This window comes from Peribacillus sp. NPDC058002 (assembly GCF_042886655.1).
GTDB lineage: Bacteria > Bacillota > Bacilli > Bacillales > DSM-1321 > Peribacillus > Peribacillus aracenensis.
Map to the genome: position 1 here is coordinate 1 of NZ_JBHVQU010000049.1, position 16,052 is coordinate 16,052.

Genomic DNA, 16,052 nt, shown 5'->3' on the forward strand with positions numbered 1-16,052 from the left:
CTTTATATCCTCACGCTTTCAAATTTAACAGACTAATGCTTCTTTATGAAGTTCAGCTCTTGATGATCGCTGAGTGCAGCCTGGTTTTTCTCTTTTTCTTTTAAAACAAAACTAAGCAAGTCTAATGAGAGACGAGCTGCCACTTGTCCAGTTATTCCCGTATGATCGTAAGGAGTAGCTACTTCTACCATATCAAAACCGATAACTTCTCCTCTTTTTGCAATTCCATGGAGTAATTCGTTGACTTCATCATAAAGCAGGCCTCCAGGAGAAGGTGTGCCTGTCGCAGGAGCGATCGATGGGTCGAGGCCATCAATGTCCATGGTAATATAATATTTTTCACCTGCTGGAATAAGTTCCAGAACCTGTTCAAATCCCATCTTTCTCATTTGTCGGGGAGACAAGATGACACTTCCGTATTCTCTTGCAGCATCGACATCTTCTTTTTTACTGCTGCTGATTCCACGAATGCCCAATTGGAAAATCTTTTGAACATGATTCATTTCAGATAAGCGGCGGATGCAGCTTCCATGTCCAACCCGCATTCCTGAACGGTGATCTGCCCAGTCTAAATGCGCATCAATCTGGATCACATGAAATGGCCCGAGTTCATCCAAGCCCTTTCCTACTGGAATTGTAATGGAATGATCTCCACCTAAAACAACCGGCATTGCACCTTTTGAAACGATTTTTCGAATGGCTTCTTCCGTATTATCATGGGATTGCATCATATCCCCATGTACCATGTCTACATCACCGCAATCAACAACTTTCCATTTTGGGCCAAGATACATGATATCATTTTCAATATCATAGGCTCCATCTAACCCGAAACTATATAATGTAGAGCCTTCTCGAATTCCTCTTGGGCCCATTCTTGCGCCAGACTTCCATTGTGTTCCCATATCATTTGGAACTCCAATTACAGCTACATCTGCATCTAGCTGGTCTAAATCAGGACATACGGGATATTTCCCGAAAGTACAGATTCCGGTAAAAGGTAAATTAAGATGTTGTTTTTCATTATTCGACATGTGCTTTGCCTCCCACTTATATTACTTACTCGTTCATATATGCAAGCTTCATGCAAACCTATAAAACTAGGCAAAACGGAATTGTTTAGTCAATAATGACTACCAGGAACCAACATATTTTCTAATTACTCGTTTATCTCTACTTCTAAATTTCTAATGATCAAACCACTTGGTTGGTTCAACTTCTAAATTAATATTGATTTGTTTTACCTCACTAAACTCATCTAAACCAAAAGTTCCTAACCCCCGGCCAATTCCGCTTTGCTTATAGCCTCCCCACGGTGCTTCATTGTAAGCTAGATTGTAAGCATTAACCCACGTAATTCCGGCTCTTATTTTCTTAATCACTCGTAAAGCCATCGCACCGTCTTGTGAAAATACACCTGCTGCGAGGCCATATGGGGTATCATTGGCAAGCTGGATGGCTTCTGCTTCATCTTTAAACTTTTGCACAGTCAGTACCGGACCGAATATTTCTTCCTGAACAATTCTCATGTCAGGTTTAGTGTCAACAAATATCGTCGGCTCAACAAAATAACCATTTTCAAGTCCATCGCTTATGATACGCTTGCCTCCGCAGGCTAGTTTCGCCCCTTCTTCTATACCTAATTGAATATAGTTGAGCACCTCATTCATATGGTCTTCACTGACAAGCGCCCCCATTTCTGTAGACGGTTGATCGCCAGGGCCGACCCGGATTTTTTTCGCCTTCTCTACCAGTCTCTCGATAAACTTGTCATGAATGCTCTCTTCAAGCAGTAAACGAGATCCTGCATTACAAACTTGGCCGGCGTTGACAAAAATCCCATATAAAGCATAATCCACAGCTGTTTCAAAATCTGCATCCGCGAAAACAATATTAGGTGACTTGCCGCCTAATTCGAGTGCAATGTTTTTAATATTTCCAGCTGCTGTTTTCATGATGTTTCTGCCTGTTTCTGTGCTGCCAGTGAACGAAACCATATCGACTTTATCGCTTTCCGCTAGTTCATTTCCTACTGTTCCCCCGCCGCCCATAACTAGGTTGGCTACGCCATCCGGTATGCCGACTTCTTGGATAATCTCAAATAATTTAACAGTCGTAATCGGAGTGATCCCGGCTGGTTTAAACACAATCGTATTTCCTGCAGCAAGGGAAGGGGCAATTTTCCAGGCTCCTGTCAGTAAAGGGAAATTCCATGGAGCGATTAGTCCGCATACCCCTACCGGCTCCCGAACAACCATAGCCTGTACAGGACCCGAAACTGGGTATGTTTGTCCATCGGGTTTAGTGACTAAACCCGCATAATATCGAAAACAATCCACTGCATCCGCAATGTCAAATTCCGCTTCTCTAAGAGGTTTTCCGGTATTCGCTGTTTCAAGCTGGCTAAGCTCAGATGCACGTTCTTCAAGTGTCTCCGCTATTTTAAATAAGTAGGAAGCCCGTTCTGAAGCTGGCAGATCTGACCAAATCCCGGAATCAAATGCGGTTCGCGCCGCATCAATGGCCATTCGGGTATCTTCTGCATTTCCCTTGGGAGCATCTGCAATGACCTTGCCGTTAGCAGGGTTTACAACTTGACTCTTTTGTTTACTTAAAGAATCCATCCATTCACCGTTTATGAACATTTTCAGATTTAACACTGTAAAAACACCTCCAGTTTTTATGTAAGCCATGGTGGCCGGCCAATTAAAACTCCTATCAAGCTGACCACCGATTCAAAAACTCTTAATCCACATTAACACTTAATAACTCGACACATCTTCATTCCATTGAGGAACATTTAGAATTGGTCATGTCAAATTTTCTAAATCGATCTATATAGTTAAATTAATGTTGTGTTTTTCGCCTCATAAGTCTTTTGGAATAATGCCAAATAATCCTCGCGTGTCACTTTTCTTGAATTCGTCTGTGTACATAAATGAACTGCTGCCCCTTCAGCAAGGAACGGGAAATCTTCAGGATCGACATTATTTAAATCTCGAAAATCAGGAATGCCAATTTTACGAGCAAGCTCTTTTAACAATACAACACCTTCATAGGCAGTTTCCTCAATGGTTTTACCCTCTTTATTTGCTCCAAGTTTTTCAGCTACAATTGCATGCTTTTCAAGGTTTGAAGGAATATTAAATTCAAACACATGTGGAAGAAATATAGAATTTGCTACCCCATGTGGAGTATCATAAAGACCTCCAAGTGGTTCAGCCATAGCATGTACAGCACCAAGATCCGCGTGATTAAATGCCATACCTGCAATTAAACTGGCTACAAGCATATTTTTCCGTCCTTCTAAGTCGTTCCCATTTTCTACAGCTAACGGAAGGTACTTAGCAATTAATTCAATTGAATAAAGACTGAGAGCATCTGAAATTGGTTCAGCAATATTGCTGGTATAAGCTTCGATAGCATGTGTAAGTGCATCCATTCCAGTAGCAGCCGTAATAGATTTAGGCAGAGTTAGAGTTAATTCAGGATCCAAAATTGCTAGTTTCGGAGCCAATCTAATGTCAAGTATAGCCTCTTTCTGTTTTGTAACTGTATCTGTAATGACAGAACCTGTTGTAACTTCACTTCCAGTACCTGAAGTTGTAGGAATACAAATAAGTGGAGTGATTTCTCGCTCTAGTAAATTTACACCGTAACGCTCTCTAAGCTCTCCTCCATGGGTTAAAAGTGTACCAATTGCTTTGGCTGTATCCATTGAACTTCCTCCGCCAAGACCAATCAAAAGATCTATTTCCTCATCTTTAAATTGCTCATAGGCTCTTTGACAATCTACATCTTTTGGATTAGGAGTAATTTCATCAAAAACAATATAATTGACACCTTCTTGGTCTAACGAATCTATAACCTTTTGCAAAATTCCAGTTTGCGCTAGTCCTTTATCAGTAATAAGAAGAGCCTTTTTTCCTCCTAGCTCTTTTGCTCTTTTCCCAATATTTTTAACTTTTCCGGCTCCAAACTCTATAGAGGTAGGAATATTGAAATTAAAATCCCAGATCATCATTAATTTCCCCTTTCAATTTTTCAAATAGTGTAATAGTATAGTGACTCACTCTCTTTTACTCTTTTATATCTACTTTTCAATTTTTAATGGTCAAACCACTTAGTTGGCTCTACTTCTAAATTAATGTTAATTTGTTTTACCTCACTAAACTCATCTAACCCAAAAGTTCCTAACCCCCGGCCAATTCCGCTCTGCTTGTATCCTCCCCACGGTGCTTCATTGTAGGCTAGATTATAGGCATTAACCCATGTAATTCCGGCTCTTATTTTCTTAATTACTCGTAAAGCCTTCGCACCGTCTTGGGAAAATACACCTGCTGCGAGGCCATATGGGGTATCATTGGCAAGCTGGATGGCTTCCGCTTCATCTTTAAATTTTTGCACAGTCAGTACCGGACCGAATATTTCTTCCTGAACAATTTTCATGTCAGGTTTAGTGTCAACAAATATCGTCGGCTCAACAAAATAGCCATTTTCAAGCCCGTTGCTTGTGATCCGCTTGCCGCCGCAGACTAATTTCGCCCCTTCTTCTATGCCAAGTTGAATATATTTGAGCACCTTAATCATATGGTCTTCACTAACAAGAGCACCCATTTCTGTAGACGGTTGATCGCCAGGGCCGACTCGAATCTTTTTCGCTTTCTCTATCAATCTATCGATAAACTTGTCGTGAATGCTCTCTTCAAGCAGTAAACGAGATCCTGCATTACAAACTTGACCGGCGTTGACAAAAATCCCATATAAAGCATAATCCACGGCTGTCTCAAAGTCCGCATCGGCGAAAACGATGTTAGGTGACTTGCCGCCTAATTCGAGTGCAATGTTTTTAATATTTCCAGCTGATGCTTTCATGATGCTTCTGCCTGTCGCTGTACTGCCAGTGAACGAAACCATATCGACTTTATCGCTTTCCGCTAGTTCATTTCCTACTATTGCACCACCACCAATAACTAGATTTGCCACGCCATCTGGTATGCCAACTTCTTTGATGATTTCAAATAGTTTAACAGTCGTAATCGGAGTTACCTCGGATGTTTTAAACACAACCGTATTTCCTGCAGCAAGGGCAGGGGCTATTTTCCAGGCTCCTGTCAGTAAAGGGAAATTCCATGGAGCGATCAGTCCACATACCCCTACCGGCTCTCGAACAACCATAGCCTGTACAGGGCTGGAAACAGGATACGTTTGGCCGTCTGGTTTGGTGACTAAACCGGCATAATAACGAAAACAATCCGCTGCATCCGCAATGTCAAACTCTGCTTCTCTAAGAGGCTTTCCGGTATTGGCTGTTTCAAGCTGGCTAAGCTCAGATGCATGTTCTTCGAGCTTCTCCGCTATTTTAAATAAATAGGAAGCCCGTTCCGAAGCCGGTAAGTCTGACCAAATCCCGGAATCAAATGCGGTTCGTGCCGCATCAATGGCCATCCGGGCATCTTCTGTATTTCCAAGGGGAGCCTCTGCAATGATCTTGCCGTGTGACGGGTTTACAACACTGCTCTTTTGTCTACTCAAAGAATCCATCCACTCACCGTTTATAAACATTTTCAACTTCAACAATTTGAAATACCTCCAGTTCGTTATTCTTGCTTTAACGATCTTACACCCGAAATAGATAACGCTTTCATTTTTCTTTATTTTCTAAAAGTTAATATCCCAATCGGTTACATATTGCCTTTTACTAAAAAAACGGATTACAAGTCTTCTACCTTTTGAGAAATTATCTCTTCATCTTGAGACATTATCTCTTCATCAAAATGAAACTCCGGAAGGGGCTTGCGAAAAAATTTTGTCATATAAAGAAGATATGCCAAACCACATACCAGCCAGATTCCTCCAAAGATCAATGCCTCCATTTCTAAATGTGACCATAACCACAAAGTAAATGCTGCACCTATGAGCGGTAAAAATAGATACCGTATGTAGTCGTTAAAAGAACGTTGCTGATTTCTTATAAAATAATGGGCGATGACAGATAGATTAACGGATGTAAAAGCAATGAGCCCCCCAAAATTGATAAACTTGATGACTTGCTCCAGGGTTAACAAGATACCTAGTAAAGAAATTATACCTATCACGATAATGCCGTGTGACGGTGTTTTAAATTTGGGATGAATATAACCAAATAGATTTTTAGGCAATACAGAATCCCGTCCCATGACATATAACACACGTGATGCGCTTGTAATTGCAGCAACTCCCGAAGAGAAGTTCCCAACAATTACCGCAGTAATAAATAATGATTTGAATAAATTTCCTCCAACAAGGATCGTAATTTCTATAGCTGCAGAATCAGCGTGTTCGAACGAAAAACCCGGCTGCACCAATTGTGCTAAGTAAGAAGAGCCAATGTATAAGACCCCTATAAACAACAGCATTATGATAATTGCTTTTGGGATAGTTTTTTCGGGATTAATTGTTTCCTCTGACAAGGTAGTAAGTGAGTCAAAACCGAGGAAACTAAAACAAAGAATTGAAGCTCCTGCTAAGATGGAGGACAAAGGAACCTCTGAATTAAACAATGATTTACTTGAGAAAAAAGTGCCTGTCCCTACTCCTTCTAATAAACTTTTAACGGTTAATATCCAGAAAAAACAAACGAAAATGATTTGAGCAATAACGAAAATTTTACTTGCGGATGCTGATATCGTTACACCTAGAATGCTCGGTACCACTATGATGGCAGTCAAAAGAATAATCCACACATAATGCGGAATCCCTGGAAACACTGCATGTAAAAAGACAGCGGACATCAAGCACGTCACCATAGGTGTTAAGATATAATCAAGCATAATTGTCCAACCGACAAGAAACCCCATTTCAGAATTAATAGATTTTTGAGTAAATGTATAAGCTGAACCTGAGATAGGGTATGCTTTTGCCATCTTTCCATAACTGAGCGCTGTAAACAGTATTGCTAGAAATGCAATAATGTATGCACCCGTAATTACACCATGAGAGGTTACGGCAGCTATTCCGTAGGTATTAAAAAATACCATGGGGTTATTCCAAGCAATCCCTAAAAAAACAACCTGTGACAAAGTAAGCGTTCTAACAAGCTTCTTACTTTCCATAAATCAGCTCCCCCCTATTTACAAAGAATACTCAGATGATTTAGAATATTTTGTATCTTGATTATAAAGGTTTTTGTTACACAAAGGTCAATAGCTGTATTATATTATTTAAGGAGGTGTTTAAACTGAAAGAAAAGTTAACCATTGGTGAGATGGCAAAGTTACGAGGGATGACTTCGGAGACCTTGCGCCACTATGATCGGATTGACTTATTCAAGCCACAATATATCGATCCACACTCGGGGTATCGCTACTATTCTATTTTCCAGTACGAGGTTTTAGGGACTATTAAAGAGTTACGGCAACTTGGATTGGGTACGGACGAAATAAAGGATTATTTCAATGAACGCAATTTTAGTAAGTCTTTGGACTTTCTTAAAGCCAAACACGCAGATCTTGTTTCAAAGCTAAACGCATTAACTGACTTGGAGGAAAATATTCGGGAAAAAATTGTTTACTTAGATCAAGTAGCAAGAGAAAAGGAACTTCAAACGGTTATGTTCCGCGAAATAGGACGCAGGAAGTTAATTACATTGAATGAAAAAATCAATAATAATTTGGAACTCTGTTATGGTGTTCTAAGGCTGGAAAATATGCTTGCTGAGAAGACACCGATTCTGGCCAGCAACAGGCTAGGAATTCTTATTCAGGAGGCGGATCTTAGATCTAAACGTTTTGAAGAACCATCAGTCATTTTCATTGTGGCAAAAAGTAAAGAAAAAATACCAAAACAGTACCAAAGGATCGTTCCGGCTGGGTTATTTGCGTGTATCCGTTATAACGGAGAATTATTATGGAACCGACGCGAAAGCTTAAGTAAAATATTGGATTATCTTGATGAAGGTGGTTATCAAATTACCGGCGATGCGCTGCAAATTATGCATGTTGATATTACGATCACAGATAAGCCAAACGAGATTACCTTTGAAATTCAAGTTCCCGTTCAAAAGGTATGACCTATTTTCGCAGGACAAATGTTTATGTGTATGGTTTAGACGAAAGATATAGGAGAAGTTTTGATATGGAATTGAACTAGCTAATGGCTAGTTCTTTTTTTAGAAGGGATGCCAACAAAAAAACCACTAAATGTGAATCTTCATTCATAAACACCTGAACCCCCATATTAGCGTAAATAAAAAGAATCCATTTTGAAAAAAGATTGATCGAAATGGATTCTTTTCTTGTGATTCAGTATACAGTTATTTTAAGATAGTTGATTTTTTTAGTAAGTCTTATAGAACTAAACCAGCTAATAGGATGTCAATATCTTTCTCTAAAATTTTATTTCCCTTATGATATACTATTTTTGTCCATGGCAAATAACCCTCCAAAACCCTTTTGGAAGGATTTTTCTCTGTTTCACAAAACCGTTAATTAGGTTAAATCTAGGAACATTTCTTTTCTCGTTAATAGAGCGTGAATCCAATGAAGCAACTTATTCATACAGGCAACGATGGACACTTTGGCCGGTTTTCCTTCTGATTTTTTCTTATCATAGAATGCTTTAAGCATTTTGTTCCTTGAACTTCTTATGCCGCACAGTACGGTAAGATATAGAAAATGTCGTAGTCTGCTCGAACCCCTTTTAGTCATACGATTAATGGTTGCCGTTAACTTACCCGATGAGTCAACACTTGGATCTACTCCAGCGAAGGCAACCAGTTTTTTCGGATGATTAAATCGATCGATTTCACCCATTTCAGAGATAATCGTGGCTGTGATTTTTTCTCCTATACCGGGAATAGATTGGATGATCTTATATTCTTCCAGTTCATTTGCCAGGGTCATATGCATAAAAAAAGACCGTCAAATGACAGTCTTGAGCTTTCGAAATTGCTCCAGATAGTTTAAGAAAGTTTAAAGAATTACGCCTGATACATCTCCTTTCAATACTTCTTTTTCATTCTGATTTTTACATAAAAAGGATGCAACAAAAGCTGTCCTATTATTTTCTTGCCTTTCGTATTTCTCAATTCTAACTTTACAAACTATTGTATCTCCCGTAAAAACAGGTCTTAAAAACTCAAAACTCGTACTACGAGCCAGTACGTTATTATCTCCAGCTACTTTTGTTGGCAGAGTTGCCGTTAATAACCCTTGAATGACAAGTCTTCCTTGTTCATCTGGGGTTATATGATGAATCCCTTCATCACCTGAAATCTCAGTAAATAATTCAACATCTCTTACTGTAAAAGTTCGTTCAAACGTAATTATGTCTCCTACTTTTAATGACATTTTAATCTCCCCCCACTGTCTTGTTATTAACAATGTAAATATTACACAACACCAGATTTTTTAAGGTAATATATTCCACAAAAATTCAAGGAATCCTTCTTCCACTAACTGCCCCTTTAGCATTCCTGTAGAGCATTAAATATCGGCTATGAAAAAAACAGAGCCCCTCAGTATGATGAGAGAACACACAAACCAAAACTCATCTTAAGGAGGAAGCCCTACTATGAATTTTAAAATGCAAAACAAACAAAATCAACTAATTGAAAGAATCACGAATCGTCATCTTGTTGTAGGAATTGATATTGCACAACAATTTCATGTTTCTCGAGCAGTTAACTATCGAGAAATTGTGGTCGGTCATCCTTCTAACCTTTGAAAATAACGATGAGGGGTTTACTAAATTTCTAAGTTGGATCAAAGAACTTAAACGAATAAACCGTTTAGACACTGCCATCGTGGGCATGGAACCTACCGGTCATTACTGGTTGAATCTATCAAAATGGTTATTTGAACAAAACGTTGAAGTTGTTACCGTAAATCCGCACCTTGTTAAAAGGAATAAAGAGAACCGAGATAATACCCAATCTAAGAGCGATAAAAAGGACGCTCTCGTCATCGCTGATGTAGTGAAAAATGGCTATTATACATTGATTCATCATAGCCCAGAATCCATAGAAAAACTTCGAGTCCTTATGTCTAACAGGGACATGATCGTTAAACAGCTGGTCAGCTCAATCAACCAAATAAATCGCTGGATAGATATCGTCTTTCCTGAACTACGACAAGTCTTCAAAGATGTAACAGCTAAGGGAGCAATCGCAACCCTTCGCTTATTTCCCACTCCAGTCGAACTACGTTCGTTACAGCCTCAAGATATCATTATGGGCTGGAAATCAGTGATGAAAAGACATGCAGGTGTTCCAAAGGCTCATTCACTGATCGACTTAGCGAACAAATCGGTTGGTACAAAAAAAGCTCTTGATGCTTATAAACTTCATTTGAAGCAATTGCTTGAGGAATACGATCTTGCGAACGTCCAACTTGAAGCAGTTGAACAGGAAGTCGCAAACATACTCATGAAAATTCCTTATGCTGAAAAAATACTAGCGATTAAAGGACTTAGCACGAGTACTGGATGTAATGAACAAAAGAGCAATGACCAGTTCCGTTAGCAAAACTGGCCTCCCCCCCTTGGATAGGCATGACGAAGGAATGAAAGGGCATATGAATATGAGACATGGGAGGGAAAGCCTCCAAGGGCAGCGTGGAAAATGCGTGCAGCATATATAATAATATGGGATTTTCAATAGATCCCCTATTTCAATCTGCCCTTATCTTATCAAAACGGTCCTATCTCTTTCGTTCATCTAAAGCAACCTATACCATGTGGTTTGAAATCCTCCGAATAAGCGAGTATTCGTGAGCATTATCTATTAAACTGAGGGAGTTCATTAAGCAAAAAGGCCGCCAAATGGCAGCCCCGGATCTCAACTAACGCACCTAGTCAATTTAAGAATTTTCTATTTCGAATTTTAAATTTTATGATGAAGCAAAAGGAGACTCTAAACACTTAGAATTAGAAAATGAGCAAACTCTATATCCGGTCATGAATCCTAATTGTTATGTTGAGTTAAGAAAAGATCATTTTATTGACCTTTTAAAAGAATACTATAAAGAATATCTACAAGATAAAGAGGTTTTAACATTTGGCTCACTTTGTTATAGAGTTAAAGAAGCCAATGGACGTATTGATTTTAGAATAAAGTAAAAAAAGCCTGCGATCCTTGTTATTTAAGGAAGTAGGCTTTCTTTTTTTGCATATAACGTGGAACGCTTGTAGTTTTTACAATGTCATTCACACTCATTCCGTTTGTTTCACGTTCATTATATAGCTTAATAGCTCGTTTTAAAGTCTTTTCATCTTATCCTGGTTTTCCCATATGTTTCCCTTGACCTTTTGCTCCTACTAGATTTATATTAAATACTTTTTTCGTTCTTATTATTCGATTTCTCTTGATCTGCCTCATCATCTGAAACTAGATCTCGTGTTGAGTTTTTAAATTCCTTTAATGTTGAGCCAACTGCACGACCTAGTTCTGGCAATTTTGATGGACCGAAAACGATAAGTGCAATTACAAGAACTAGTATTAATCCGGGAATTCCTATATTTTGAAACATTAACGTTGACCTCCAATTGTTCATTTTAGACTTTTAATCTTTTAACCTAAATTGTTAGAAGATCCTTGTCATAAGATCTTTTTAAGAAATGGTGAAAGTTATTATTACTACTATTCTTTACTACCAACAGTGAATGTTTTTGAAGCAACAGCGTCATATCCGCTGCCATAGAAATAGATAAATTTATAAGTTGAACCTTCCTTGAATCTTGAAGAACCACTTCCTTTATGAGTAAATTTAACTGTTCCATTTGTCGGGTTAGTATACATCCACCAAATTGCAGCGATATCTCCTGGTTTTTCATTTACTTCATATAAACCTATCCAATCACTTTTCGGAGCTCTTGCATTTTCTACCGTAACTTCTACTGTATCTTCTACTCCTTTTAATACATCTTTAGATAACGTAATCGTTACATCTTTTACTACACCGTCCAGCGTTTTCCCTAATACTTTTAAAGAGTTATGGCTTACATTTTCGTATGCATCAAGAGCATGTACTTCAATCTCATAGGTTGTATTAGGCTTTAATTCTCCGACTGGCAATGTTAAAGGGTTAGGCACAGGATCTTTGTAGAATTCTGAGAATGCAAGAAACTCATTGGCTACTTCTTTTGTTTCTGCATTTCTTGCCACTACCTTATAGTCGTGTACAATAAGGTCATCTTTCGCTTGAGTCAACATAATTGCTAAGCTTGTAACGGTCGTCTTATCATGATCGATAGAGATCATGGCATTTTTTGTAAAGAAAGGAGCCTTATTGTCTCGATCCTCAGTATATTTAAATTTGTCTTTCTTAGCAGGAAGACTAATTTCGAATGGTTTCCCTGTCCAATCATTGTTATGTATATCACGGCGTTTAATGATTAATTTATTGTTGTAAACTTCTACAATCAAAGCTTGATTTAGGAAACCTGCCCCCTCAGGTACTTCTCCTTGAATTCTTCCACCATCTATCCACAAATAGGCACCTGTAGAAGTTCCGATAGTCGTAAAATCTTTTTGATGAATGATTCTAGGGTCATCTAGTGGATAGTGTGTGTGACCAGAAAACGTGACGACTTGCGGATATTCTTTCAACGTATCGTAAAAAAGGTCTCTATTCTGCGAGAAGCCCCATTCGCTTCCATAAATGGTTCCTTTGATAGGCTGGTGATGGAAGACAAAAATTGGTTTTTTCGGATCCTCAGCATTTGCTATCTTTAATTGTTCACCCATCCATTCAATTTGATTCACTGAAAAGGTCCCAGATGTGTTGCCATCTTCCGTAGCAAGAACAATGAAATGGTAACCTTTGATTACCTTATGATAGAAATGCGATTCCATCCCAGTTTTCTCACAGAACCGTTTTTGAGAATCAGCTGCTGATAAACCATTCCAGTAGTCATGGTTTCCAATCGCAAACATAGAAACTGCTTTTGATTGTTTTCGTGGATTATAAGCAGACATAAACTTATCATATTCTAATTCAGTTCCCAAATCCGTTAAGTCTCCAACAACGACAAAAGCATCTTGCTTAGGAGCAACCTTATTTAACTGTTCTAATGTAGTAACAAACTTATTTAAAAAATCATCGCTCTGACGTTGAATATGAATATCGCTTATAACAGGAAAAACGAGATCTGGTTTATTGCTAAGTGAATTAAAAACAGAAGAGCTAGATGCTGCACTCACAGGTAAACTAGTTAACGAGTTTACTAGAGTTAATCCTAAAGTCATTCCTGCAATTTTAGTTGTCCCCTCCAAAAAGGTCCGTCGATCCATCCCCTTTTTTAGAAGATCATCTTGTAACGATTTATCATTTTCATGGTTCAATTCATCGTTTTTCATTATTTTTCACTCCTCCAAATGATAGATAGGCAATTTCAAGGAAACTGTTAATATATAATTTTCCGAAAACTAAAGAAACGATGGTTACTGACAAAAATTATTGTTGGGGAAACCCTTAAAACAACCCATTCACTAATTGGTGCATTAGTTTTTCTTAATCATTACTTGGATTGGGTCTTTTCTTCTTTCTCGTCTAAAGAAATCAAATCTTTAATAGAGTTTGTAAACTCTCTTAATGTGCTGCCAAAAGCACGTCCATTTTCGGGCAACTTAGAAGGGACAATTACGATTAAAGCAATGATGACAATTAACATTAATCCTGGTACGCCGATATAAGGGACACCCCCCTAGAATAGGGAATACGTGACAATAGACACCACCTCAAAATAATAACTTAAAAGGTAACACACTCACACAAATTACCTCTTGCATAACAAATAATACACAATCTGTATTGGTTTTCTGTAAATATAGTGTAAGTTAATGTTGTTTTTATGCAAAATTACACTAAATCACACAATTACACATAAATAGCTGATAGTGGATTTTATTTCGTGGCTGAAAAAATAAAAGATTTATTTGCTACTTGAAATTTGAGGAGAGAAGATGAAATGAGATAAACTGAGTTTAAGCAATACATAAAAAAAGGAAAGTAGACGGCTACTTTTCCTCCAAATTAATCTTATTCACAATTTCAATACCTTCTTTTTTATATTTCCGCAGTACCTTTTCGGATAGATTTGAATCAGAAATAATACGGTCAACCCTTTCAAAATGGCAGACTCTCAATAATGAGACAACATCAAATTTACTACTATCCGCTAGCACAATGCAACTTTGAGAATTCTCAAGCATTTTCTTTTTCACTTGGTACTCACCTAAACCGTAATCCGTCAGCCCTTCCGTCAAGGAAATACCACTGATGCTCATAAAAAAAATATCAATGTGAAATCCTTTAAAAAATTCTTCGCCTAAGAACCTACCAGGCATAATTCTTCATTTCGGAGTACACCCCCGGGCATCAAAATCGTATAATGAGGCATTTCAGAAAGTTCATTGGCAATAATTAAGGAATTTGTTAAAATGGTAAGTCTTTGAAACCTGCTTTTTAATTCTTTCGCCAATTCGGTATTTGTTGTGCTGACATCTAATGCAATGGATTGTCCTTCTGTAACATAATGTGCAGCAATCTTCGCTATTTCCATCTTTTCCTCAATATTTTTGGTTTCCCGCAATGAGAAATTGATTTCTTGACTGTTCGCATTATCTAAAACCGCTCCACTGCGGACTGTTTCGGTAGACACACCAAACTTTTTTGTGATCGAAGACACCTTGCCAGACTTCTGCTGACCATTATGAAGAAAAAATAGCTCAGGATTCTCGAATTGACTTCCTTCGTAGCAAAATGAACACTGTAGAGAATAAACAATACTCTAAAGATTATCTTGATCCTGAAAAAAGATCTATCGCCAACGCAATACAGGTATTTTTTAAAGATGGCAGTTGTACGGAGAAAATTGAAGTAGAATACCCGATTGGACATAAAAGGAGACGTAAAGAAGGGATTCCATTGCTAGAACAAAAATTCAAAAACAATGTTTCTAGTCGTTTTCCATCTAAACAAACTGAAGCTATTACTAATATTTTCCGAAACCAAAGTATGCTTGAACAAATGCCGGTACACGAATTTGTGTTAAATGTTTGTTATTTAACAAGATGAAATAGGCTCTATTGTGTTTCAATGCCTTCTGTTCCTTTCATTAGTTGATTACAAAAATAGTTTGTTTAATTACAAATAATGACAATAAAGTTGTTTAATTTTACATGTGCAAGCGAGAAGACTAAATAAAAATAAGCCCCCATCGTTCTGCCAACCTAAGAAAGGCTTTTATTAACAGGCAGTTAAAGATAATGAGTGATTAGAGGAATTTGTATAATATTTATAGAGATAGATGAATTAGAATACAGGATCAATCAATTGAAAAAAGAATTGATTCAGATTGCTGAAGCAACTGCTTTAAATAGCCATGAGACTATTTAAAGCAGTCAGAAATTAGACCAACACATCAAGACTTATCAAAAACTTTCTTATAAAAACTTGAGTACACAATAAAACACGAAGGTATAGAAAGTCAACACAAATTTGTTGTTGTATGATACGGTTTCCTTGGATTTACAGTATATTGGGCAATATGAGAACCCCGGGCCCTTAGCGTACAGGGTGCCGGGTTTTTTGTGGCCTTGATGATTATCAAAACTATGCTCCATACGCAACTTACAATGTGACAATACGACTTCTTGTCACACATAAAACAGATGGACTCTATATGTTATAAAAGTGTACCTTTACGAACGAATTTTAATTGTACTTTTTCTAAGTTCTCTTATGTAAACTACTTGATTAGGTTCTTCAACGAAAACTGACCAGTTCGTTGAAAAAGGGATTCTAAAAAATATGTAACAGACACAGAGGTGCCTGCTAAGTGAATTAAAATATAGATGACGTGGAACGTCATTTACAAGAGGTATTAGATAACTATCCAAGAACAGGATTAAACTGTGAAATAGGTGTTCACCCAGAGCTACCGAGATAATTATATCAGGTAGTTTTTTTGAAAGATTTTAGATCAGTCATTAGCTCAACCAGAGCTTGTAATTTGAGTTAGATGGTTAAATCACCAAAAACATCTTCTTCTACGATCGAATCTGTCACAAC

At 37.8% G+C, this 16,052-nt stretch carries 13 protein-coding genes and 2 pseudogenes; 3 read left to right on the top strand and 12 right to left on the bottom strand.

What is annotated here, in order from left to right:
• Positions 1 to 32 precede the first annotated feature (32 nt).
• From speB to ACFVSH_RS11470, 5 genes are all read right to left on the bottom strand, one after another.
• On the bottom strand, positions 33 to 1,034 hold the full coding sequence (gene speB, locus ACFVSH_RS11450) for an agmatinase (RefSeq protein WP_387595201.1): 1,002 nt from the start codon (positions 1,032 to 1,034) through the stop codon (positions 33 to 35).
• A 153-nt stretch (positions 1,035 to 1,187) separates the two neighbouring features.
• A complete protein-coding gene (locus tag ACFVSH_RS11455; RefSeq protein WP_387595198.1) occupies positions 1,188 to 2,660 on the bottom strand; it encodes an aldehyde dehydrogenase family protein in 1,473 nt (490 codons plus the stop codon).
• Between the two features lie 182 nt (positions 2,661 to 2,842).
• Entirely contained in the window at positions 2,843 to 4,024 is a 1,182-nt protein-coding gene (locus ACFVSH_RS11460) for an iron-containing alcohol dehydrogenase (RefSeq protein WP_387705974.1), read from the bottom strand.
• An 83-nt stretch (positions 4,025 to 4,107) separates the two neighbouring features.
• Positions 4,108 to 5,580, bottom strand: coding sequence for an aldehyde dehydrogenase family protein (locus tag ACFVSH_RS11465; protein WP_387705976.1), 1,473 nt, complete (start codon positions 5,578 to 5,580; stop codon positions 4,108 to 4,110).
• A 134-nt stretch (positions 5,581 to 5,714) separates the two neighbouring features.
• On the bottom strand, positions 5,715 to 7,094 hold the full coding sequence (locus ACFVSH_RS11470) for an APC family permease (protein WP_387595189.1): 1,380 nt from the start codon (positions 7,092 to 7,094) through the stop codon (positions 5,715 to 5,717).
• 152 nt (positions 7,095 to 7,246) lie between these two features.
• Here ACFVSH_RS11470 and ACFVSH_RS11475 point away from each other — a divergent pair, with 152 nt between their 5' ends.
• On the top strand, positions 7,247 to 8,050 hold the full coding sequence (locus ACFVSH_RS11475; protein ID WP_387705978.1) for a MerR family transcriptional regulator: 804 nt from the start codon (positions 7,247 to 7,249) through the stop codon (positions 8,048 to 8,050).
• 418 nt (positions 8,051 to 8,468) lie between these two features.
• Here ACFVSH_RS11475 and ACFVSH_RS11480 read toward each other — a convergent pair.
• Together ACFVSH_RS11480 and ACFVSH_RS11485 are read right to left on the bottom strand one after the other, a co-directional pair.
• Positions 8,469 to 8,876 (bottom strand): annotated as a pseudogene (locus ACFVSH_RS11480) (transposase); the annotation flags it as partial.
• A 75-nt stretch (positions 8,877 to 8,951) separates the two neighbouring features.
• Positions 8,952 to 9,329 carry an FAS1-like dehydratase domain-containing protein gene (locus ACFVSH_RS11485; protein ID WP_387595183.1) on the bottom strand — a complete coding sequence of 126 codons (378 nt, stop codon included), beginning with the start codon at positions 9,327 to 9,329 and terminating at the stop codon, positions 8,952 to 8,954.
• A gap of 223 nt (positions 9,330 to 9,552) precedes the next feature.
• Here ACFVSH_RS11485 and ACFVSH_RS11490 point away from each other — a divergent pair.
• Positions 9,553 to 10,453, top strand: a pseudogene (locus ACFVSH_RS11490) (IS110 family transposase); the annotation flags it as partial.
• An 853-nt stretch (positions 10,454 to 11,306) separates the two neighbouring features.
• On the opposite strand, the gene ACFVSH_RS11495 reads toward ACFVSH_RS11490, so the two are convergent.
• From ACFVSH_RS11495 to ACFVSH_RS11515, 5 genes are all read right to left on the bottom strand, one after another.
• Positions 11,307 to 11,507, bottom strand: a complete 201-nt coding sequence (locus tag ACFVSH_RS11495) for a twin-arginine translocase TatA/TatE family subunit (protein ID WP_387595180.1) — start codon at positions 11,505 to 11,507, stop codon at positions 11,307 to 11,309.
• A gap of 110 nt (positions 11,508 to 11,617) precedes the next feature.
• A complete protein-coding gene (locus ACFVSH_RS11500; protein ID WP_387705980.1) occupies positions 11,618 to 13,336 on the bottom strand; it encodes a metallophosphoesterase family protein in 1,719 nt (572 codons plus the stop codon).
• Between the two features lie 161 nt (positions 13,337 to 13,497).
• The gene (locus tag ACFVSH_RS11505) at positions 13,498 to 13,668 is read right to left on the bottom strand and encodes a twin-arginine translocase TatA/TatE family subunit (protein ID WP_387705988.1); all 171 of its coding nucleotides are present in this window, start codon (positions 13,666 to 13,668) and stop codon (positions 13,498 to 13,500) included.
• A gap of 328 nt (positions 13,669 to 13,996) precedes the next feature.
• A complete protein-coding gene (locus ACFVSH_RS11510; protein WP_387705982.1) occupies positions 13,997 to 14,266 on the bottom strand; it encodes a DeoR/GlpR family DNA-binding transcription regulator in 270 nt (89 codons plus the stop codon).
• A 41-nt stretch (positions 14,267 to 14,307) separates the two neighbouring features.
• Complete coding sequence (locus tag ACFVSH_RS11515; protein ID WP_387595171.1) at positions 14,308 to 14,667, bottom strand: DeoR/GlpR family DNA-binding transcription regulator; 360 nt, start codon at positions 14,665 to 14,667, stop codon at positions 14,308 to 14,310.
• A gap of 53 nt (positions 14,668 to 14,720) precedes the next feature.
• Here ACFVSH_RS11515 and ACFVSH_RS11520 point away from each other — a divergent pair, with 53 nt between their 5' ends.
• Positions 14,721 to 15,056 carry an MmgE/PrpD family protein gene (locus ACFVSH_RS11520; protein WP_387705990.1) on the top strand — a complete coding sequence of 112 codons (336 nt, stop codon included), beginning with the start codon at positions 14,721 to 14,723 and terminating at the stop codon, positions 15,054 to 15,056.
• The last annotated feature ends 996 nt before the right edge of the window (positions 15,057 to 16,052 follow it).

Bases quoted from the DNA above. Each gene is read 5' to 3' on its own strand.
- ACFVSH_RS11510 (WP_387705982.1), bottom strand. From the start codon at position 14,266: ATGAGCATCAGTGGTATTTCCTTGACGGAAGGGCTGACGGATTACGGT.
- ACFVSH_RS11500 (WP_387705980.1), bottom strand. From the start codon at position 13,336: ATGAAAAACGATGAATTGAACCATGAAAATGATAAATCGTTACAAGAT.
- speB (WP_387595201.1), bottom strand. From the start codon at position 1,034: ATGTCGAATAATGAAAAACAACATCTTAATTTACCTTTTACCGGAATC.
- ACFVSH_RS11475 (WP_387705978.1), top strand. From the start codon at position 7,247: ATGGCAAAGTTACGAGGGATGACTTCGGAGACCTTGCGCCACTATGAT.
- ACFVSH_RS11460 (WP_387705974.1), bottom strand. From the start codon at position 4,024: ATGATGATCTGGGATTTTAATTTCAATATTCCTACCTCTATAGAGTTT.
- ACFVSH_RS11485 (WP_387595183.1), bottom strand. From the start codon at position 9,329: ATGTCATTAAAAGTAGGAGACATAATTACGTTTGAACGAACTTTTACA.
- ACFVSH_RS11495 (WP_387595180.1), bottom strand. From the start codon at position 11,507: ATGTTTCAAAATATAGGAATTCCCGGATTAATACTAGTTCTTGTAATT.
- ACFVSH_RS11470 (WP_387595189.1), bottom strand. From the start codon at position 7,094: ATGGAAAGTAAGAAGCTTGTTAGAACGCTTACTTTGTCACAGGTTGTT.